This window comes from Roseomonas gilardii subsp. gilardii, assembly GCF_023078375.1.
Classification (GTDB): domain Bacteria; phylum Pseudomonadota; class Alphaproteobacteria; order Acetobacterales; family Acetobacteraceae; genus Roseomonas; species Roseomonas gilardii.
In genome coordinates, this window is the sequence record NZ_CP095554.1 from 1,781,013 (window position 1) to 1,800,424 (window position 19,412).

18 protein-coding genes and 1 pseudogene are annotated in these 19,412 nt (G+C 70.5%); 13 read left to right on the top strand and 6 right to left on the bottom strand.

The features are described 5' to 3' along the window. The first annotated feature begins 151 nt into the window (after positions 1–151). The 3 genes from MVG78_RS07980 to MVG78_RS07990 are packed head-to-tail and all read left to right on the top strand — an operon-like array spanning position 152 to position 3,165. Positions 152–1,897, top strand: coding sequence for an FAD-dependent oxidoreductase (locus MVG78_RS07980; protein ID WP_247559775.1), 1,746 nt, complete (start codon positions 152–154; stop codon positions 1,895–1,897). A gap of 13 nt (positions 1,898–1,910) precedes the next feature. Continuing rightward, positions 1,911–2,153: a DUF2783 domain-containing protein gene (locus MVG78_RS07985; protein WP_247559777.1), complete on the top strand. Its 243-nt coding sequence runs from the start codon at positions 1,911–1,913 to the stop codon at positions 2,151–2,153. Between the two features lie 34 nt (positions 2,154–2,187). Further along, on the top strand, positions 2,188–3,165 hold the full coding sequence (locus MVG78_RS07990; RefSeq protein ID WP_247559779.1) for an MBL fold metallo-hydrolase: 978 nt from the start codon (positions 2,188–2,190) through the stop codon (positions 3,163–3,165). A 7-nt stretch (positions 3,166–3,172) separates the two neighbouring features. Here the strand turns inward: MVG78_RS07990 and MVG78_RS07995 are convergent, their stop codons facing one another. Then, a complete protein-coding gene (locus MVG78_RS07995; protein WP_247559781.1) occupies positions 3,173–3,697 on the bottom strand; it encodes a MarR family winged helix-turn-helix transcriptional regulator in 525 nt (174 codons plus the stop codon). An 89-nt stretch (positions 3,698–3,786) separates the two neighbouring features. Here MVG78_RS07995 and hmgA point away from each other — a divergent pair, with 89 nt between their 5' ends. The 7 genes from hmgA to MVG78_RS08030 all read left to right on the top strand — a co-directional run bounded on the left by hmgA (position 3,787) and on the right by MVG78_RS08030 (position 13,217). Continuing rightward, positions 3,787–5,145: a homogentisate 1,2-dioxygenase gene (hmgA, locus tag MVG78_RS08000; protein ID WP_247559783.1), complete on the top strand. Its 1,359-nt coding sequence runs from the start codon at positions 3,787–3,789 to the stop codon at positions 5,143–5,145. A gap of 17 nt (positions 5,146–5,162) precedes the next feature. Continuing rightward, positions 5,163–6,476, top strand: coding sequence for a fumarylacetoacetase (fahA, locus tag MVG78_RS08005; RefSeq protein WP_247559785.1), 1,314 nt, complete (start codon positions 5,163–5,165; stop codon positions 6,474–6,476). A 19-nt stretch (positions 6,477–6,495) separates the two neighbouring features. Beyond that, positions 6,496–7,128: a maleylacetoacetate isomerase gene (gene maiA, locus MVG78_RS08010; RefSeq protein WP_247559787.1), complete on the top strand. Its 633-nt coding sequence runs from the start codon at positions 6,496–6,498 to the stop codon at positions 7,126–7,128. Positions 7,129–7,872: 744 nt separating this feature from the next. Further along, the gene (locus tag MVG78_RS08015) at positions 7,873–8,883 is read left to right on the top strand and encodes a CobW family GTP-binding protein (protein WP_247559789.1); all 1,011 of its coding nucleotides are present in this window, start codon (positions 7,873–7,875) and stop codon (positions 8,881–8,883) included. Then, positions 8,883–9,923: a WD40 repeat domain-containing protein gene (locus MVG78_RS08020; RefSeq protein ID WP_247559791.1), complete on the top strand. Its 1,041-nt coding sequence runs from the start codon at positions 8,883–8,885 to the stop codon at positions 9,921–9,923. Before MVG78_RS08015 ends, MVG78_RS08020 begins: the two co-directional genes overlap by 1 nt. An 85-nt stretch (positions 9,924–10,008) precedes the next feature. Beyond that, positions 10,009–11,673 (top strand): alpha-amylase family protein, encoded by a 1,665-nt coding sequence (locus tag MVG78_RS08025; RefSeq protein WP_247559793.1) that lies wholly within the window; start codon positions 10,009–10,011, stop codon positions 11,671–11,673. 140 nt (positions 11,674–11,813) lie between these two features. After that, positions 11,814–13,217, top strand: coding sequence for a helix-turn-helix domain-containing protein (locus tag MVG78_RS08030; RefSeq protein ID WP_247559795.1), 1,404 nt, complete (start codon positions 11,814–11,816; stop codon positions 13,215–13,217). 13 nt (positions 13,218–13,230) lie between these two features. On the opposite strand, the gene MVG78_RS08035 is transcribed toward MVG78_RS08030, so the two are convergent. Further along, complete coding sequence (locus tag MVG78_RS08035) at positions 13,231–14,493, bottom strand: DUF2125 domain-containing protein (protein ID WP_247559797.1); 1,263 nt, start codon at positions 14,491–14,493, stop codon at positions 13,231–13,233. A 34-nt stretch (positions 14,494–14,527) separates the two neighbouring features. On the opposite strand from MVG78_RS08035, the gene MVG78_RS08040 reads away from it, so the two are divergent. Then, on the top strand, positions 14,528–15,214 hold the full coding sequence (locus MVG78_RS08040) for a gamma-glutamylcyclotransferase (protein ID WP_247559799.1): 687 nt from the start codon (positions 14,528–14,530) through the stop codon (positions 15,212–15,214). 266 nt (positions 15,215–15,480) lie between these two features. Here MVG78_RS08040 and MVG78_RS08045 read toward each other — a convergent pair whose 3' ends face one another. From MVG78_RS08045 to MVG78_RS08060, 4 genes are all read right to left on the bottom strand, one after another. Beyond that, positions 15,481–16,200, bottom strand: a complete 720-nt coding sequence (locus MVG78_RS08045; protein WP_247559801.1) for a lysophospholipid acyltransferase family protein — start codon at positions 16,198–16,200, stop codon at positions 15,481–15,483. Further along, positions 16,197–16,829, bottom strand: a complete 633-nt coding sequence (locus MVG78_RS08050) for a YdcF family protein (RefSeq protein ID WP_247559803.1) — start codon at positions 16,827–16,829, stop codon at positions 16,197–16,199. Before MVG78_RS08050 ends, MVG78_RS08045 begins: the two co-directional genes overlap by 4 nt. A gap of 88 nt (positions 16,830–16,917) precedes the next feature. Continuing rightward, positions 16,918–17,853, bottom strand: a complete 936-nt coding sequence (locus MVG78_RS08055; RefSeq protein WP_247559806.1) for a cell division protein FtsX — start codon at positions 17,851–17,853, stop codon at positions 16,918–16,920. Further along, positions 17,846–18,625, bottom strand: coding sequence for a cell division ATP-binding protein FtsE (locus MVG78_RS08060; RefSeq protein WP_247559808.1), 780 nt, complete (start codon positions 18,623–18,625; stop codon positions 17,846–17,848). Before MVG78_RS08060 ends, MVG78_RS08055 begins: the two co-directional genes overlap by 8 nt. A gap of 60 nt (positions 18,626–18,685) precedes the next feature. Here MVG78_RS08060 and MVG78_RS22005 point away from each other — a divergent pair. Both MVG78_RS22005 and MVG78_RS08065 read left to right on the top strand, forming a co-directional pair. Continuing rightward, positions 18,686–18,739 (top strand): annotated as a pseudogene (locus tag MVG78_RS22005) (hypothetical protein); the annotation flags it as partial. 261 nt (positions 18,740–19,000) lie between these two features. Beyond that, complete coding sequence (locus MVG78_RS08065; protein WP_247559810.1) at positions 19,001–19,336, top strand: hypothetical protein; 336 nt, start codon at positions 19,001–19,003, stop codon at positions 19,334–19,336. Positions 19,337–19,412 lie beyond the last annotated feature (76 nt).

The following is a 19,412-nucleotide window of genomic DNA, read 5'->3' on the forward strand; positions in this document are numbered from 1 at the left end:
GAAGGCTGCTGTCCGGCTCTCCTGTATGCTGTTGGGGCTGCCCATCCGGCACGACCGTTTCCGCCGGCTGCGGCCTGATGGACCTTGACCAGATCATATCAGATGAGACATATTTGCCCCTGAAGCATACTGGAACGCCGGAAAGGCGTCCGTGGAAGGGAGGATCAAGGGGTTGCAGGAAGCCGTCTCGCCATCCGTGCCAGGTTCCGCTTCCCTGGTCACGGCCCCGGTGACCGATTACCAGGCGCTGCGCTTCGGCTACCGCCGCTCCGCCGACCAGGACGCCGCCCAGCCGGTCCGTCATCCGGTGGTGGTGGTCGGCGCCGGCCCGGTCGGGCTGGCCACCGCCATCGACCTCGCGCAATCCGGCACATCGGTGGTGGTGCTGGATGATGATGACCGCCTCGCCGGCGGCTCGCGCGCCATCTGCTTTGCCAAGCGCACGCTGGAGATCTTCGACCGCCTCGGCTGCGGGCAGCGCATGGTCGAGAAGGGCGTGGTCTGGAATCGCGGCAAGGTCTTCTTCCGCGACGAGCCCGTCTACAGCTTCGACCTGCTGCCCGAGACGGGCCATGCCCGCCCCGCCTTCATCAATCTGCAGCAATACTATGTCGAAGGCTTCCTGCTGGACCGCGCGCGGGAACTGCCGAATCTGGAGATCCGCTGGAAGAACAGCCTCGCGGGCCTGCAGGACGGCCCAGATGGCGTGCGGCTGGAGGTGGAGACGCCGGACGGGCCCTACAGCCTCCTGGCCGACTGGCTGGTTGCCGCCGATGGCGGCCGCAGCCCGACCCGCCGCCTGATGGGGCTGGAAAGCAGGGGACAGGTCTTCCGCGACCGCTTCCTGATCGCCGACGTGCGGATGGAGGCGGCCTTTCCCTCCGAGCGCTGGTTCTGGTTCGACCCGCCCTTCCACCCCAGCCAGTCCGTACTGCTGCACCGACAGCCGGACCATGTCTGGCGCATCGACTTCCAGCTCGGCTGGGATGCCGATCCGGAGGCGGAAAAGCGTCCGGAGAACGTCATCCCCCGCGTCAGGGCGCTGCTGGGCGAGGACCGTGCCTTCACCCTGGAATGGGTCAGCGTCTACAGCTTCGTCTGCCGCCGCATGGACCGCTTCCGCCACGGCCGTGTGCTGTTCACTGGAGACGCCGCGCATGGCGTCTCCCCCTTCGGCGCGCGCGGCGCCAACAGCGGCGTGCAGGATGCCGAGAACCTCGCCTGGAAGCTCGGCCTCGTGCTCCGCGGCGCGGCGCCGGAAAGCCTGCTCGACAGCTATGACAGCGAGCGTGTCTTCGCCGCCGACGAGAACATCCGCCACTCGACGCGCAGCACCGATTTCATCACGCCGAAGAACGAGGTCAGCCGCGCCTTCCGCGATGCCGTGCTGGATCTGGCGCGCGACTGCAACTTCGCCCGGCGCATGGTCAACAGCGGCCGCCTTTCCGTGCCGGCAGTGCTGCGCGACTCGCCGCTGAACACGCCGGATGGCGAGTCCTTCGCCGGCGCCATGGTGCCCGGCGCGGCGGCGGCGGATGCGCCCGTGTACCGGGACGGAGCGGCGGAATGGCTGCTGCCGCATCTGGGCGGCGGCTTCACCGGCCTGCTCTTCGCCGGGGCGCCGCCATCGCCCGACCTGATGGCCGGCCTGCGCGCGCTCGGCTCCGGTGCCGTGCCGATGCGCCTCGTGATCCTGCGCCCCGCCGGCTCCACGCCCTTCGCCGTGGAGGGGGCCACGGTGCTGGAGGATGCCGAGGGCCTGGCGCGGGAGCGCTACGATGGCGGGGAGGGGGGCTTCTACCTCATCCGCCCCGACCAGCATGTCTGCGCCCGCTGGCGCGCCGCCGATCCCGCAAGGGTCCGCGCCGCGCTCGCCCGTGCCAGCGGCAATGCCTGAAGGGATGCCCGCCATGCCGCACCAGGCCACCCTGAACACCGAGCCCCATATCGAGGCGCCGGACGATTTCTACGCCGCGCTGGTCGATGCCCAGCGCGGCCTCACCCCGGCGCAGAGCCAGCAGGTGAATGCGCGGCTGATCCTGCTTCTCGCCAACCATATCGGCGATACCCGGGTGCTGGAACAGGCCCTGGCTCGCGCCCGGGCGGGCATTGTCCCCGCCGGAGCCGACGAGACCCTGCGTGCCACGCGATGAAGCGTGGCACGAACCGAAGAGAGAGGACGACGCCATGTCATTCGCCAGCACCAAGGATCTCGCCGAGAAGAAGGTCTCCTTCGAGGAGCTCGGCCCCGGCCTCTATGGCTACACCGCCGAGGGCGACCCCAATTCCGGCGTGGTGATCGGCGACGATTCCGTGCTGGTGGTGGATGCCCAGGCGACGCCGCGCATGGCGCAGGACGTGATCGCCCGCATCCGCACCGTGACCGACAAGCCGGTGAAGCATGTGGTGCTCTCGCACTACCACGCCGTGCGCGTGCTTGGCGCTTCGGGCTACGAGGGCGCGGAGATCATCGCTTCCGATGTCACGCGCGACATGATCGTGGAGCGCGGCCAGCAGGACATGGACAGCGAGATCGGCCGCTTCCCGCGCCTGTTCCGGGGCAAGGAAAGCATTCCCGGCCTCACCTGGCCCGACATCACCTTCCAGAAGAAGATGACGCTCTGGCTCGGCAAGCGGGAGGTGCAGATCATCCATATCGGCCGTTCCCACACGGCGGGCGACACGGTGGTCTGGCTGCCGAAGGAGCGTGTGCTCTTCGCCGGCGACACGGTGGAATTCGGCGCCACCCCCTATTGCGGCGACGCGCATTTCACCGACTGGCCCGGCACGCTGGCGGCGCTGAAGGCGCTGGGGCCCAAGGCGATGGTGCCGGGCCGCGGCCGCTCGCTGGTCACGGAGGCCGATATCGCGGAGGGCATCGAGGGCACCGCCTCCTTCACCACCGACCTCTTCGCCATCGCGAAGGAAGGCGTGGCGGCCGGCAAGGAACTCGGCGAGATCTACGCGATCGCCATGGAGCGGATGCGCCCGAAATACGGCCACTGGGTGATCTTCGAGCACTGCATGCCCTTCGACGTCAGCCGCGCCTATGACGAGGCGCGCGGGCTGGACCGGCCGCAGATCTGGACCGCCGAGCGGGACGTGGAGATGTGGCGCGCCCTGGAGGGCAGCCGCCCTGTGAAATCCGCCGAGCTGGACGGCTGATTTCCGCTCAGCCCGCCTCCTCATGCCCCGCTTCCTCGCCCAGCATCTCGCGCGCCCGCGTGCCGATCTTCGCGAGGATGCCGCCGAGCTGCCGCTGCTCGGCCTCGGTCAGCGCCGAGGCCAGCGCCGCCTGCAGCGTCAGGGCCAGCGGCACGATCTGGCGATAGGTTGCCAGCCCCTGCCGCGTCAGGCTCAGGATCTGCGCCCGCTGGTCGCGCGGATGGGCGCGGCGGTCCAGCAGCCCCTTGTCGGCGAGGCGGATCACGGCGCGGCTGACCCGCACCCGGTCCATGCCGGTGCGCTCGATCACCTCCTGCGTGGTGGGCGAGCCCTGTTCGCCCACCACCGCGACCACGCGCCATTCCGGGATGCTGAGGCCGAAGCGTTCCTGGTAGCGGGTGGCGAAGAGGCTGCTCACCGCCTCCGTCACCACCGACAGGCGATAGGGAAGGAATTCCCCCAGCACCAGCGGCCGGGGGGCATCCATCTCGGCTTCCGCCGCCTTGGCCACGGATCGGGGGGCGCGGGTCACATTTCGTGCTTTCGATATCATATGAGACGATATAAAATCCTTCACCGAACCATCATAACCGGCTCTGACCCGGATCGGGAGCAAGACGCATGAACCAGACCGTGAAACCCGCGCTGGCTGTGGCACCGTCCAGCGCGGTGAACCAGGTGGCCTATCTCTCCGGCTTCGGCAACGGCTTCGAGACGGAGGCCCTGCCGGGCGCCCTGCCGGTCGGGCGCAACTCGCCGCAGCGCTGCGCCTACGGGCTTTATGCCGAGCAGCTTTCGGGCTCGCCCTTCACCGCGCCGCGCGCCACCAACGAGCGCTCCTGGCTCTACCGCATCCGTCCGACCGTGGCGCATTGGGGGCAGTTCCGGAAGGCCGATGCCGGGCTCTGGCGCACGGCACCCTGCGTGGAGACCGAGATGGCCCCCGCGCCGCTGCGTTGGGACCCGGTCCCCCTGCCCGAAGGGAAGGGCACGGATTTCCTGGAAGGCATCCGCACCATCACCACGGCCGGCGACGCGGCGGCCCAGGCAGGCATGGGCAGCCATGTCTATCTCGTCACCCGCTCCATGCGCGACGAATACTTCTACAACGCCGATGGCGAGATGCTCTTCGTGCCGCAGCAGGGCGACCTGCGGCTCTGGACCGAGTTCGGCATCATCGACATCGAGCCGGGCGAGATCGCGGTGATCCCGCGCGGCGTGAAGATCCGTGTCGAACTGCATGACGAGCAGCCGGCGCGCGGCTATCTCTGCGAGAATTACGGCGGCGCCTTCACCCTGCCGGACCGCGGCCCGATCGGCGCCAACTGCCTCGCCAACCCGCGCGACTTCCTCACTCCTGTGGCGGCCTATGAGGACCGCGACACCCCCTCGACCCTCACCATCAAATGGGGCGGCAATCTGTGGCGCGCGGAAATCCCGCACTCGCCGCTCGACGTGGTTGCCTGGCACGGCAACTACGCCCCCTACAAATACGACCTGCGCCGCTACTCGCCGGTCGGGCCGATCCTCTTCGACCATGCCGACCCGTCGATCTTCACCGTACTGACCTCGCCCTCCGAGACGCCCGGCACGGCCAATATCGACTTCGTGATCTTCTCCGATCGCTGGCTGGTGGCCGAGAACACCTTCCGTCCGCCCTGGTACCACATGAACGTGATGAGCGAGTTCATGGGCCTGATCTACGGCGTCTATGACGCCAAGACCGGCGGCGGTTTCGCGCCGGGCGGCTTCTCGCTGCACAACACCATGCTGCCGCACGGGCCGGACCAGTCTTCCTTCGAGAAGGCCAGCAGCGTCGAACTGCAGCCGCACAAGCTGGAGGGCACGCTGGCCTTCATGTTCGAGACCCGCTTCCCGCAGCGCGTGACCCGCTTCGCCGCCGAGGCACCGCAACTGCAGTCCGACTATGCCGGCTACGGCCTGGGCCTGCACAAGAACTTCGACCCGAGCCACCCGTGAGCCGCGCGAGAGACACCATGACCCAGACCGCCCTCGACGCCACCCACGACCCCGCGCGCCGCTCCTGGGTGCCGGGGGCGGACGGGCATGCGGATTTCCCGATCCAGAACCTGCCCCTCGGCATCTTCTCCCCGCCGGGCCAGGGCCCGCGCGGCGGCGTGGCGATCGGCGGCCATGTGCTCGACCTCTCCGCGGCGCTGGCCGCCGGGCTCTTCGCCGGAGAGGCCGCCCGGGCGGCCGAGGCTGCCTCCGCCGGCACGCTGAACGGGTTCCTCGCCCTGGGTGCCGCGCCGCGCCGCGCCCTGCGCACCCGCCTGTCGGAGATCCTGTCCCTGGGCAGCGACGACCGCGCCCGCGCCGAACCCTGCCTGCTGCCCCTGGCGGATTGCACCCTGCACCTGCCGGCGCGTGTGGGCGACTACACGGATTTCTACGTGGGCATCCACCACGCCACCAATATCGGCAAGGTCTTCCGCCCCGACAATCCGCTGCTGCCGAACTACAAATACGTGCCCATCGGCTATCACGGCCGCGCCTCCTCGCTCCGCGTCTCGGGCACGGATGTGCGGCGGCCGAAGGGGCAGCTGAAACCGCCGGAGGCCGAGGCGCCGCGCTTCGCGCCCTGCGAGCGGCTGGACTACGAGCTGGAGCTCGGCATCTGGGTCGGCCCCGGCAACGAACTGGGCGAGCCCGTCCCGGTGGGCGAGGCCGCCGCGCATGTCGCGGGCTACTGCCTGCTCAACGACTGGTCGGCGCGCGATATCCAGGCCTGGGAATACCAGCCGCTCGGCCCCTTCCTGTCCAAGAACTTCGCCAGCACGCTCTCGCCCTGGGTGGTGACGCCGGAGGCCCTGGCGCCCTTCCGCATCGCCCAGCCAGCCCGGCCCGAGGGCGACCCAGCCCCGCTGCCCTATCTGCTGGACGAGGCCGACCAGCGTTCCGGCGCCCTCGACCTGGAGCTGGAGGTGCTGCTCTCCACGGCGCGGATGCGCGAACAGGGGTTGCCGCCGCACCGCCTGTCCCTGTCCAACACGAAGCACATGTACTGGACCGTGGCGCAGATGCTCGCGCATCACACCAGCAATGGCTGCAACCTGCAGCCGGGCGACCTGCTGGGCTCCGGCACCATTTCCGCACCCGATCCCACGGGCTTCGGCTCACTGCTGGAAACGACGCGCGGCGGCAAGGAGCCGGTGATGCTGCCCTCCGGCGAGAGCCGGCGCTTCCTGGAGGATGGCGACGAGGTGATCCTGCGGGCCCGGGCCCGCCGCGACGGGGCCGCCCCCATCGGCTTCGGCGAGTGCCGCGCCATCATCCTCCCGGCCCGCTGACACGGCGAAAGGCGAAACGATGCGCCTGCATGGCTATTTCCGCTCCTCCGCCGCCTGGCGCGTGCGGATCGCCCTGAACCTGAAGGGCCTCCGCCCCGACCAGGCCTTCCACCACCTGCGCCATGGCGGGCAGCGGGCGCCGGACTATCTCCGCCTGAACCCGCAGGGTCTGGTGCCCGCCCTGGAGACGGACGAGGGCACGGTCCTCACCCAGTCCCTGGCCATCTGCGAATGGCTGGAGGAAGGCTGGCCCGAGCCACCGCTGCTGCCCTCAGGGCGCAACGACCGCGCCCGGGTCCGCGCCTTCACCCAGGCCATCGCCTGCGACATCCATCCGGTGCAGAACCTCAAGGTCCTGGCCCGGCTGCGCGGCCTGGGCCTGCCCGAGGAGGAGGTCACGGCCTGGGCGCGCTGGGCGATCGGCGATGGCCTCGCCGCCTGCGAGGCGCTGGTCCACGACCAGCCGGGTCCCTTCTGCTTCGGCACGGCGCCGACCCTGGCCGACATCGCGCTGGTGCCGCAGCTCGGCAATGCCCGCCGCTTCGGCTGCGACCTCGCCGCCCTGCCGCGCCTTCTGGCGGCGGAAGCGGCCTGCAACGCCCTCCCGGCCTTCGCCGAGGCCGCCCCGGCCCGCCAGCCGGACGCGGAATAGGGCGAGCCCTGGCAGGCACGGACGTCTCCCCTGGCCACCCCCGGGGGAGAGGCGCCGCCTCTCCCCCGGAACCCCCTCACCGCCAGGACGCTGCGCGCCCTGGACCCCGGGAGTTGGCACCCACGGCCACCCTCGGCCCGCCGGTCCCATCCCGCAGGGCTGGCGGAAACAGCAGGCGCCCGAAGAATCAAGCACACCTGTCCGCGCGCGTGGCACCGGCCATCGCCGGAGAGCATCGCTCTCCGGCGTGATCCAGCCGCGGCAGGTGCCAGCGAAGGGGAGGTCCAGGACCCTCAGGGTCCTGGCGGATGGGGGTACGGGGGCAAGGCGGAGCCTTCCCCCGGGCCATGTGTCCCGCCGCACGGATCGGAGCACAGCCCGCTGACACGCCTTGCTTCCTCGCTGGCGGCGCGATATAGGAATATAATCAAGACCCATCCCGCGCCATTCCCTCCACGGCGCCAACTGCCCCGGACCGGAAGGGTCGGCTTCGCCCCAAGGATCGAAGCCCTGCATCCGCCGGGACAGATAAAGGGCTAAAATCCTAAAACGCTAAAACCCTAAAGTGTCATGGATGGCGGCATGCCCCGGCCCGGCGCCAGGCCGACGCGCGCCCCGAACGGCGCGCAGGGCCGCCACCCACCCCGGGCGCGGCCCCTTCTGGCCCGGCCCCGTGACCAAGCGGGCAAACCGTACCATATAACGCCCTGAACCCTGTTTCCCCGACTTCCGGAGGGCCTCCGCATGTCCGCCACGACCACCCAGGATGCCAAGCCGCAGGAGCGCGAGCCCGTTCCCGTGACCGTGCTCACCGGCTATCTCGGCGCCGGCAAGACCACCCTGCTGAACCGCATCCTCACCGAGAACCACGGCCAGAAATTCGCGGTCGTGATCAACGAGTTCGGGGAGCTCGGGGTGGACAACGACCTTGTCGTCGATGCCGACGAGGAGGTCTTCGAGATGAACAACGGCTGCATCTGCTGCACCGTGCGCGGCGACCTGATCCGCATCCTGGGCGGGCTGATGAAGCGCCGCGACCGGTTCGATGGCATCATCGTGGAGACCACCGGCCTCGCCAACCCGGCGCCGGTGGCCCAGACCTTCTTCGTGGACGAGGATGTGAAGAAGGCCACCCGCCTGGATGCCATCGTGACGGTGGTGGACGCCAAGCACCTGCTGGAGCGCCTGGGCGACAGCCCGGAGGCGGAGGAGCAGGTGGCCTTCGCCGACCTGATCGTGCTGAACAAGATGGACCTCGTGACGCCGGAACAGGCCGACGAGGTCGAGCGCCGCATCCGCGCCATCAACCCCACCGTCGAGATCCGCCGCGCCACCAAGTCCGACATCCCGGTGGAAAGCGTGATCGGCCGCGACGCCTTCAACCTGGAGCGCATCCTGGAGCGCGAGCCGGAATTCCTCTCCGGCGAGGATGAGCACAGCCATGACAGCGAGGTGCTGAGCGTCTCCTTCGAGGTGGACAAGCCGATCGACGAGGCGAAGTTCAACGCCTGGATCAGCGAGGTGTTGGCCACCCAGGGGCAGGACCTCCTCCGCACCAAGGGCATCCTCTACTACAAGGGCCAGGAAGGCCGCCGCTTCGCCTTCCAGGCCGTGCACATGATCGCCGACGGCGACTACATCCCGCTCGCCGCCGCCGATGCCGAGGGGCCGCGCAAGTCTCGCATCGTCTTCATCGGGCGCAACATCAACCGCCCCCGCCTGCGCCGCGGCTTCGAATCCACGGTCGCCAGCTGATGTCGGAAACGCTCGGCAACGTCGATTTCGTGCTGGAAAGCCGCGGCGCCTCGCGCGACCTCGGCGCCTGGGTCGTGGGCGCTGCCTTCGGCCATGACGGAGGCTCCGCCGCCTTCGCCCTGGGCGACGGCACCCTGCACCTGGCCGACCTGCGCGACCTGTCCGGCGAATGGCGCCGGGTCGAGGCGCATGACGGCGCGGCGCAGTCCCTGGTGCCGGATTGCGCCGACGGCTACCTCTCCGGCGGCGATGACGGCCGCCTGCTGCGCACCAGCCCGGCGGGCGAGGTCACGGAACTGGCCAGCTTCGGCATGATGAAATGGGTGGAACACCTCGCCACCCATCCCTCCGGCGTGCGCGTCGCGGCGGTGGGCAAGACGCTGCATGTCCTGGACGGCAAGGGAAAGACGCTCAAGACGCTCGCCACCCCCTCCACCGCCGGCGGCGTCGCCCTCGATGCCAAGGGCAAGCGGATCGCGGCCAGCCACTACAACGGCGCCTCGATCTGGTTCGTCGCGGCGAAGGAGGACAATCCGCGCAAGCTGGACTGGAAGGGCAGCCACCACGCCATCGCCTTCTCGCCCGACGGCACGCATGTCGTCACGGCGATGCAGGAGAACGCGCTGCATGGCTGGCGCCTGACGGACGGGCAGCACATGCGCATGTCGGGCTACCCGTCCAAGACGCGCTTCCTCTCCTTCACGCCCAAGGGCCGCTGGCTCTGCACCTCGGGCTCCGAGGCGGTGATCTGCTGGCCCTTCTTCGGCGGCGGCCCGATGGGCAAGGCACCGGAGGAGATCGCGGGCGGCGATGGCGTGCTCTGCACCGCGGTCGCCTGCCATCCGAGCCAGGAGGTCTTCGCCGCCGGCTTCTCCGACGGGCTGGTGCTGATGGCGGAGATCGCCTCCGGCAAGATCGTGCCGCTGGCGGCACCGGGCCGGGGCCCGGTCTCGGCGCTGAGCTGGAACAGCACCGGAACGCATCTCGCCTTCGGCAGCGAAACGGGCTTCGCGGCGTTGATCGACCTGGCGCGGCGGTAAGGGGCGCCAGCAAGGACGCCCAGGGCCTCGCCGGCTGGCGGCACCTCCGCCGCCAGCGCCGCGAAGCAGCCCCGGGGAGCCCCGCTTGATCGACGATCTCTGGTACAAGAACGCCGTCATCTACTGCCTGTCGGTCGGCACCTACATGGATGCCAATGGCGACGGCGTCGGGGATTTCGAGGGGCTGACCCGGCGCCTCGACTACCTCCACGGCCTGGGCATCACGACCATCTGGCTGATGCCCTTCCAGCCCTCGCCGGGCCGCGACAACGGCTACGACATCAAGGACTATTACGGCGTCGATCCCCGCTACGGCACGCTGGGCGACTTCGTGGAATTCACCCATGCCTGCCGGCAGCGCGGAATGCGGGTGATCATCGACCTCGTGGTCAACCACACCTCGGACGAGCATCCCTGGTTCCAGTCGGCCCGCAAGGACCCGGCTTCGCCCTATCGCGACTGGTATGTCTGGGCCGACCGGAAGCCCGCCCATGCCGACCAGGGCGTCGTCTTCCCCGGCGTGCAGGACAGCACCTGGAGCCGCGATCCCGTCGCGAAAGCCTGGTACTTCCACCGCTTCTACGACTTCCAGCCCGATCTCGACACCGCCAACCCGCATGTGCAGGCGGAAATCCTCAAGATCATGGGCTTCTGGCTGCAGCTCGGCGTATCCGGCTTCCGGATGGACGCCGTGCCCTTCGTCATCGCGAAGAAGGGCCCTGGCGTCACGAGGCCCGTCGAGCAGTACGACATGCTGCGCAGCTTCCGCGAGTTCCTGCAATGGCGGCGCGGCGACGCCATCATCCTCGCCGAGGCCAATGTGCTGCCGAAGGCCGACCTCCAGTATTTCGGCGACGATGGCGACCGCATGCACATGATCTTCAACTTCCAGGTCAACCAGGCCCTGTTCTACGCTCTGGCCAGCGGCGACAGCCGGCTGTTGGTGAAGGCCATGGAGAAGACCAAGCCACGCCCGGCCACAGGGCAGTGGGGCCTGTTCCTGCGCAACCATGACGAGCTCGATCTCGGTCGGCTGACGGAAAAGCAGCGCCAGACCGTCTTCGCGGCCTTCGGTCCCGATCCCTCGATGCAGCTCTACGGGCGCGGTATCCGCCGGCGGCTCGCCCCCATGCTGCAAGGCGACCGGCGCCGGATCGAGCTGGCCTACAGCCTGATGATGACCCTGCCGGGCACGCCCGTCCTCCGCTATGGCGACGAGATCGGCATGGGTGACGACCTGAGCCTGCCGGAGCGCGAATGCGCCCGCACGCCGATGCAGTGGTCGAACGAGCCGCAGGCCGGCTTCACCAAGAGCCCCAACCCGGCGAAAGCGCCGATCTCGGGCGGCGTCTATGGTTTCGAGCACGTCAACGTGGCCGATCAGCGGCGCGACCCGGAATCCCTGCTGAACTGGACCGAACGCATCATCCGCATGCGCAAGGAGGTGCCGGAGATCGGCTGGGGCGATTTCGAGCCTGTCTCCACTGGTACGCCGGAGGTGCTGGCGCTGCGCTACGACTGGCGGCGGAACTCGGTGCTGGTGATCCACAACCTGAGCGCCGAGGCGCGGGAGATCATGATCGACCCGGGCGCCGAGGGTTCGCATGACAGCTTGCTGGTGAACCTGCTGTCCGGCGATCACAGCCGCCCCGACAAGCATGGCCGTCACCGCATCCTGATGGAGGCCTATGGCTATCACTGGTACCGCGTCGGCGGGCTCGACTACCTGCTCCGCCGCAGCGAGGTCTGATCGGACGCTCCATGTCATGTGAGCAGATTCGTGAAGAATTGACATTGCCGTCCGGGACCCGCCGCGCTTTCCTTGCTGTGTAAAGGCGAACTGTGAAGAACTTCACTGTGAAGCCTGTAAATATGTAAGGTCTGTAAAGAATGTCCCGGACCCTGATCGGTCCCACGATCCGGCGGCTGCGCCAGGAGCGCGGCGTCACGCAGCAGGCTCTCTCCACGAGGCTGGGCATTTCCGCGAGCTACCTGAACCTGATCGAGCACGACCAGCGGGCCGTCACCGCCTCGCTCCTGCTCAAGCTGGCCGATGCCTTCGGCGTCGATCTCGCCGCCCTGTCCGGCCAGCGCGAGAAGCAGGTGGAAACGGGGCTGCGGGAGGTGCTGCGCGATCCGCTGCTGGGGCTGGAGGCCGTGCCGGAGACCGAGTTCGCCACGCTGGTCCGGGGCTCGCCCAGCGCGGCCCGTGCCATGCTCGCCCTTTACCGCGCCCTGCGCGTGGCGCGGGAGGATGCCGGCGGCATCGCGCTGCCCTCGGGCCGCCGGCTGATCCTGCCGACCGAGGAGGCACGGGATTTCTTCCAGGACCGCGCCAACCACTTCCCCCCGCTGGAGGAAGCCGCCGAGGCGATCGGCCGGGAGATCGCCGATGGCGGCACGGAATGGGGGCATGCGATCGGCGAGCGGCTGCGCACCCGCCATGGCGTCTCGATCTTCGTCGGCCCCACCGAGGGGAATCTGCGCCACTACGACCCCGCCACCCGCAGGCTCGACCTGTCGGAGGACCTGACGCGCGAGAGCCGGGCCTTCCACCTCGCCTTCCAGCTCATGCTGCTGGAGGCGCGGGACGCGGTGGAGGCCTGCCTCGCGCCGCAGCCGCCCTCGACGCCGGAGGCCGCGAACCTGATCCGCATCGGCCTGCTGAACTACGCTGCCGCGGCGTTGCTGATGCCCTACGAACCCTATCGCGCCGCCGCCGCCGAACTGCGCCACGATCTCGACCGCCTCGCCACCCGCTTCGGCGTCAGCTTCGAGCAGGCATGCCAGCGCCTGACGACCTTGCAGCGGGAGGAGGCACGTGGCCTGCCCTTCTTCTTCCTGCGCGTCGATCCGGCCGGGAATGTCGGCAAGCGCTTCTCCGCCGCCGGCTTCCCCTTCGCCCGCTTCGGCGGCTCCTGCCCGCGCTGGATCGTCCACAATGCCTTCGCCACGCCGGGACGGCTGCGGGTGCAGGCGGTGGAACTGCCCGATGGCGCCGCCTTCCTCTGCATCGCCCGCACCGTGGAAGGCCGCGCGGCGCGCTGGGGCGAGCCGGTGCCGGTGCATGTGGTGGCGCTGGGCTGCGAGATCTCCCGCGCCGAGGAGGTGCTCTACGCCGATGGGCTGGACCTCGACCGCGCCCGTGTCGGCATCGGCCTGTCCTGCCGCCTCTGCGACCGGCCGGATTGTCGCTCCCGCGCCTTTCCGCCCCTGGCGCACCGGCTTGCCATGGACCCCAGCACCACCGGTTCCACCCCCTTCCGCTTCCGGCAGGAGGCGGAGCCCGCCTGACGGTCCTGTGGCGCTACTCCCCGGTGTCGTGGCGGCTGGGTGGTACCGGCCAGACCAGTTCCGGCAGGCGCAGGATGGTGAGGCGCGCCAGGGAAAGCCTGCGATCCTGGAGGGTGAGGGGCAGCTCGATCTGAGGCGGCTCGCCCTCTGCGCTGGGCCGGGCGAGAAGGACCGCCATGCGGCTCGCCATCTCGGCGGTGCGGGCGTCGATCACCCCGTTGGCGCCCAGCATCGACAGCGCCTCCTGCGCACCCACCAGGCGCACCGTGCCGGCGCCCATCGGCTGCAGCGCCTCGTCCAGCGCCAGCGTCGCCGCGGCGGAGGCCGCCGCAGGGCCCCAGCGCAGGGTCACGTCGCGCAGCTCCAGCACGCCGCCTGCATCCCGCCAGATCTCGGCCCGCCGGGTCGGGACGCGGCCGACGGGCAGGGGGCCGGTCATGGAGGCGGTCAGCCCCGCCGATTCGATCCGCGGCCCCAGGGGCCAGCTCCGCCCCTGCGGCAGGCTGGGCAGGGTGATGCCCTGGGCCTGGGCCGAAAGGGCGATGGCGCTCTCGCCCTCCGTGGCGCTGCTGCGCGTGTCCAGCGTGACATCCAGCCGGCGGATCTCCAGCCCGCCATCCGCGGCAGTGCCGGGCAGGCCCAGGCGCAGGCGTTCGGCCCGGAACTCGCCGCCCCGCGGCAGGACATCCGCCTGCAACGGCAGCACCCCGGTCAGCCGGTCCGCCGCGAAGGGCAGTTCCAGTCCCCCCAGGCGAAGCCGCTGTGGCCCCCTGGGCTCGATCCGCAACTCGTCCAGCCGTGGCAGCACGATCCGCAGGTCCAGTGCCGGCACGCGCCAGTCGATCCCGCCCGGCAGCGTGGCCGCGCCGCCGCTCAGCCGGAAATCCGGCAGGCGCAACGTGGCGGAGAAGGGCCATCCCCCCCGTTGCGGCGTTCCGTACTCGACCCGCCAGCCCTGCGTACGGCGGCTCTGTGCCCAGGCGGTGAAGCCTTCCTCCAGCCGTCCGCCCATCCAGTGCCAGAGCATGGCATGGGCGGCGGCCAGCCCGGCCAGCAGCACGGTCAGCCCCAGCAGGAACGGGGCGGGCCGCAGCCAGCGGCGCCGGATGGGGCGGGGTGCCGGAGGCGCCTGGGCGACCCCTTGGGCGACCCCTTGGGCGATCCGGTCGCCGGTGCGGCCGTCCCTGTCCCCGTTCGCCGGGGCGGTGTCGTCGGGGCGGGTCCGGGGAGCCTGCCATGTGCCTGGCGCGGGGGCGCCGTTCTTCTCGCTATCCACGCCAACCGCTATAGCGCGCCCCCCGGCCGATCGCATGACCCCTGACATCCCCGCAGCCCCCGCAAACACCCGGCATTCCCCGGACACGGAAGCGCCCCCCGTCCTGGACGAGGCGCTGCTGGACGCGGATGGCTCGCTCTACGTCTTCGCCTATGGCTCGCTCATCTGGAAACCGGGCTTCGCGGCGGACGGAACGCATCCGGCCCTGCTGCGCGGCTATCACCGCCGCTTCTGCATCCGCTCCACGCGCTATCGCGGCACGCCGGAGCGCCCGGGCCTGGTGCTGGGCCTCGACCGCGGCGGCGCCTGCCGGGGCGTGGCGCTGCGCGTCGCCCGCAACCGGGCGGCGGAGGTCCTGGACTACCTGCACGAGCGGGAGATGTCCGGCGGCTCCTACCACCAGATGCGCCTGAAGGTCCGGTTGCTGGACGAAGGGCGCGAGGTGCGGGCAGTGGCCTATGTGGTGGACCGCCGGTCGGACACCTATTGCGGCGGGCTGGAACCAGACGAGGCGGCACGCACCATCGGCCTCGGGATCGGGGCGATGGGCAGCAACCGTGACTATCTGCTCAACACCGTGTCGCAGCTCCGGGCCCTGGGGGTCAGGGATGCGGCGCTGGAAAGGCTGGCCGATCTGCTGCCGCCGGATGCCGGGGGCGACCGGGCTGGGGAAAAGCCGGACCGGGGCAGCCAGGGCGGAAAAAACCGAGCTTCCCCGTAGCTTTCCGCAGAGTTGTCCACAGGCTTGCCGGAGTCGTCCCCAAGGCCGGGCTGGTTTGCGCACTATTTCCCACAGGCGGCTGGGGATAGCGCGCATGCGCGCGTAAACTGCTGAAATCAAATGAAGAAGAACAAAGGGCGGTCAACCGCCGATGCATCAAAACCGTGGTTTGGCAAGCCCTTGACGCGTGGTGATGGCGCCGCGTGGCAGGATCGCCCCGCAGCTCTTCCACCAAATTATCCACAGACGCTTGTTGACATCCCCGATCAGGGCCCTGGGGGTGGGAAACCCTGTAGCATCGCGGCGGAAGCACTTTCCACCTCATCCTCCAGCCGGCGCATCAGCTCGGCGCGGGGCAGGCCAGGCGGAAGGGCAGGGAGGATCGCCAGGGTGATGGTCCCCGGCCGCTTGGCGAAGGAACGGCGGCCCCAGAAACACCCGCTATCCGTGGCCGCCGGCACCACCGGCAGGCCGGTGGCGGAGGCGAGCGCCGCCACGCCCGGTTGCCATGGCACGCGCTCGCCCGGCGCGGTCCGGGTTCCTTCCGGGAAGATCACCAGTTGCGCCCCGTCCCGCTCGGCAAATTCGCGCGACTGTCGCACCATGGACTTCAGCGCCGTGGCGCCGCCGGCACGGTCCACCCCCACCGAGCCGAAGCGGCGCGCCAGCGCGCCCCAGCCCGGCAGGCGGAGCAGCTCCTGCTTCATGATGTAGACGGGGTGAGGCAGCAGGGTCAGCCAGACGAAGGTGTCGAAGGCCGACTGGTGCTTGGAGGCAACGATGCAGGGGCCGGACGGGATGTTCTCCAGCCCCGTCACCCTCACCCGCATGCCGCAGATCACCTCCATCCAGCGCAGCACCCAGCGCGTCCAGCCGCGTACGAAGGGCCGCGTCATGCGCCGGGGCAGCATCAGGCCGACCCAGGGGAAGACGGCCATCGAGAACAGGAAGAGCGCGTTGAACAGCGCGGAGCGCAAGGCGATCAAGGGTCCGGCTCCGAGCGGCCATAGGCGGAAAGGCCGGCGAGGGCACCGGCGAATTTCAGGTACTCCCGCAGCATGGCCGGGGGCCGGGCACGGGCGGGAGCCACGGGATAAGGGATCAACCGGGCATCCGGCAACTCCCGCCGCATCTCCAGCAGGGCGCGGGGCATGTGGAAACCCGCCGTGACCACCGCCAGCGTCCCGATCCCATGCCCTCGTGCCCAGGCGGCGATCTCCCTTGCATTGCCGCGCGTGCTGCGGGCCGCGTGCCCCAGGGTGATCCGGTCCAGATAGGGCCAGGGCTCCACGCTGACCTCATGCGCGAGGGCCGTGATATCCGTGTTCCGGCCGACGCCCGAAATGATCAGCGGCGCGCTCGGGTCGGCGGCTGCCAGACGCAGCCCGGTCTCCACCCTGTCGGGGCCGCCGGTCAGGACCGCGATCCCCGCCCCCTCCGGCAGCCGGGGCGGCGGCGGCGTGGAGGCGGCGTCCAGGAACCAGGCATAGCCCGCACCGGCACCCAGTGAGACGGCGAGCAGCAGGGCGAAGACGCCGCGCCTCAGCAGCCGGCGCCCGGTGAAGGCCCGGCGCAGGGGCGGCGCGAGAGCCTTCAGGCGCGACGCCAGCCTCACGGCGCCTTCCATCCGGCCGGAGCCGTTCGGGAGAAGACATTCTCCTGCCTCTGCCACGGCAGGAACCGGCCCGGCCCGGACGCCCTGGTCATGGCAGGCGGCGCAACCACCGGCGCACAGTGGCCTGGGCGGTCAGCCATCCGATCAGTGCGGCGGCGAAGGGCAGCATCAGCAGCCCGGTCCAGGGCAGGCTGCCCCAGGGAAGCTCCCCCCAGGCCGGAGTGGTCGCCGGGGAGAGCCCGCTACGCAGGCCGCCAACGCCACCGCCGCCCATGAAGGGGGCGGCGAGCCGGGCCAGCGCCATCAGGGCCGGGGCGGCGAGGAATGTCCCCAGCAACGCCCCGCTCGCCGCCAGCCCCGCCACCCGTGCCGCGAAGCGCCCCGCGATGGCACCATGCGTGGCGCCCAGGTCATGCAGGATGCCGATCGCCTCCCGCCGTGCCGCCAGGCCCGCCCGCGTCGCCACCGCCACCACCGCCGCCGAGACCCCCGCCACCAGCGCCAGTACCGCGAAGGCCATGCCCTCCACGCTGCGGGCCAGGGCGGCGAGGCGGGCGACCCAGATGCCGTGCGATTCCATCTCGGCCCGGGGTACCTTCTGCGCCAGCAGCCCGGCCAGGGCCTCGGGATCGCCATCCCCATCGCCCCAGGGGTCCCGCAGATGCACCTCGATCACCCCCGGCAGGGCCAGAGGGAAGGAGGCGGCGGAGGACTGCCCCAGCCAGGGCCGCAGCAGCGCCGCCATCCGCTCCGGATCCACCGTTTCCGCCGAGGCGACCTCGGGCGAGGCGCGGAGCACGGAAAGCGCCGCCGCCATGCGTTCCGGTGTCGGGTCCGGTACCTGCGCGGTGACGGCTGCCGCAGCCCCGTACTGCCAGCGCTCGGCCAGGGCCGCCGCGCCATGCGCACCGGCCAAGGCCAGGGCGGCGAGCAGCGCCATGGCCGCGACCAGCCCGGGCAGCAGCTTGCTCGACAGGGCCCGGCGCAGGCCGAGCGGGTCGCGGGAGCGACGGCGCTCAGCCATGCGGCGCCTCCTCATCCTCGTCGAACCCGTCTTCCCCGGCATCCGGCTCCGGCTGCTCGGTCCAGGCGTCGTAGGCATCCAGTTCGCCCTGGTCGTGCCCGGTGAAATGCACCAGCCGCCCGCGCGAGAGGGTCATGACCGGCGCCGGGAAAGCCTCCACCAGCTCCTGGGAATGGGTCGCCACCACCACGGTGGTGCCCAGGCGGTTCATCTCGTTCAGCAGGGCCAGGGTGCGGTGCGCCTGGCGCGGGTCGAGATTGCCCGTCGGCTCGTCCGCCACCAGCAGTTCCGGCCGTGCCACCACGGCGCGGGCGATGGCCACGCGCTGCTGCTCGCCGCCGGAGAGTTGCTCCGGCAGCGAATCCGTCCGGTGGCCGAGGCCAACCCAGCGCAGGATCTCCGTCACATCGGCCCGCAACGAGGATTCGGAACGCCCGGCCAGGCGCAGCGGCAGGGCCACGTTGTCGAAGGCGCTCAGATAGGGGAGCAGACGGTAATCCTGGAAGACCGAGCCGATTCGGCGCCGTAGGGCGGGCAGGGCGGTGCGGCGCGCACGTGAAAGGCGCACGCCGAGGATCTCGACCTCGCCCGAACTGGGACGCAGCCCGCACTGCATGAGCCGGAGAAGGGTGGTCTTCCCCGCCCCCGATTCGCCGGTCAGCCAGGTGAAGGAACCCGCGGGCAGGAAAAAACGCAGGCCGTGCAGGGCCTCCTTTCCGGTTCCTCCATTCGGGTCCGGATAGCGGAGGGTCGCATCACTGAAGCGCACCATGGGGGCAGGGTGTGCCACGCGTGCCCGCATGAGGCTAGGATCGCTCCGAGGGGAGTTCACATGCGTATCGTTTGTCCCGGCTGCGAGGCGGCCTATGAGGTGCCGGAGGCGATGCTGTCGCCTGGACGGGCTGTGCGCTGTGCCCGTTGCGGCCGGGACTGGGTCCCCTCGCCGGAGGAAGAGCGGCCCGCCGCCACGGAGGAGCCTTCGCCGGAAGGCCCGCCCCCGGGGGATGGCCGGGCCGGGAAGCTCCAGGCAGCGGGAGATCCGGATGAAGTTCCGGAAGGGGCCTCGGACGGCGCCGTTCCGGCCAGGCACTCCGGGGACGTCCCGCAAGTTCCCCTGGAGGCTCCCCCGAAAGACGGCGACGGCCCCGTGGAGGAGCCGGCCGACGATGGCCGGCAGCAGGCCGCGCCGCCGGAGCCGGCTCGGCCCACCATGGAACTGGCGGCCGGTCCCGCCACTCTCCTGGACGAGCCCTTGCCTCCCGCGGCCGCGCGGGAGCGTCCGCTGCGCGAGGAGATTGTGGTGCCGCCCCGTAGGCTTCCTCCCGTCGCGCAACCGGAACGCGGTCCCAGCCTGATCCTGGCCTGGACGCTCTCGATCCTTCTGCTGCTCGCCGTGGTGGCGGCTCTTCTGGTGTGGCAGGAGGAGATCGGCGCCGCCTGGCCGCCGTCGCAATGGCTCTACCGTGCCCTCGGCCTCACCTGACACGCACCCTTGCGGGAGGGAGGCCGCCCCGTCGCCGGAGAACCCCCGCCCCGTGTTCCGGCGGCTCCCAGACAGG

Bases quoted from the DNA above. Each gene is read 5' to 3' on its own strand.
- MVG78_RS07985 (WP_247559777.1), top strand. From the start codon at position 1,911: ATGCCGCACCAGGCCACCCTGAACACCGAGCCCCATATCGAGGCGCCG.
- MVG78_RS07990 (WP_247559779.1), top strand. From the start codon at position 2,188: ATGTCATTCGCCAGCACCAAGGATCTCGCCGAGAAGAAGGTCTCCTTC.
- hmgA (WP_247559783.1), top strand. From the start codon at position 3,787: ATGAACCAGACCGTGAAACCCGCGCTGGCTGTGGCACCGTCCAGCGCG.
- fahA (WP_247559785.1), top strand. From the start codon at position 5,163: ATGACCCAGACCGCCCTCGACGCCACCCACGACCCCGCGCGCCGCTCC.
- maiA (WP_247559787.1), top strand. From the start codon at position 6,496: ATGCGCCTGCATGGCTATTTCCGCTCCTCCGCCGCCTGGCGCGTGCGG.
- MVG78_RS08015 (WP_247559789.1), top strand. From the start codon at position 7,873: ATGTCCGCCACGACCACCCAGGATGCCAAGCCGCAGGAGCGCGAGCCC.
- MVG78_RS08020 (WP_247559791.1), top strand. From the start codon at position 8,883: ATGTCGGAAACGCTCGGCAACGTCGATTTCGTGCTGGAAAGCCGCGGC.
- MVG78_RS08030 (WP_247559795.1), top strand. From the start codon at position 11,814: ATGTCCCGGACCCTGATCGGTCCCACGATCCGGCGGCTGCGCCAGGAG.
- MVG78_RS08040 (WP_247559799.1), top strand. From the start codon at position 14,528: ATGACCCCTGACATCCCCGCAGCCCCCGCAAACACCCGGCATTCCCCG.
- MVG78_RS08055 (WP_247559806.1), bottom strand. From the start codon at position 17,853: ATGGCTGAGCGCCGTCGCTCCCGCGACCCGCTCGGCCTGCGCCGGGCC.
- MVG78_RS08060 (WP_247559808.1), bottom strand. From the start codon at position 18,625: ATGGTGCGCTTCAGTGATGCGACCCTCCGCTATCCGGACCCGAATGGA.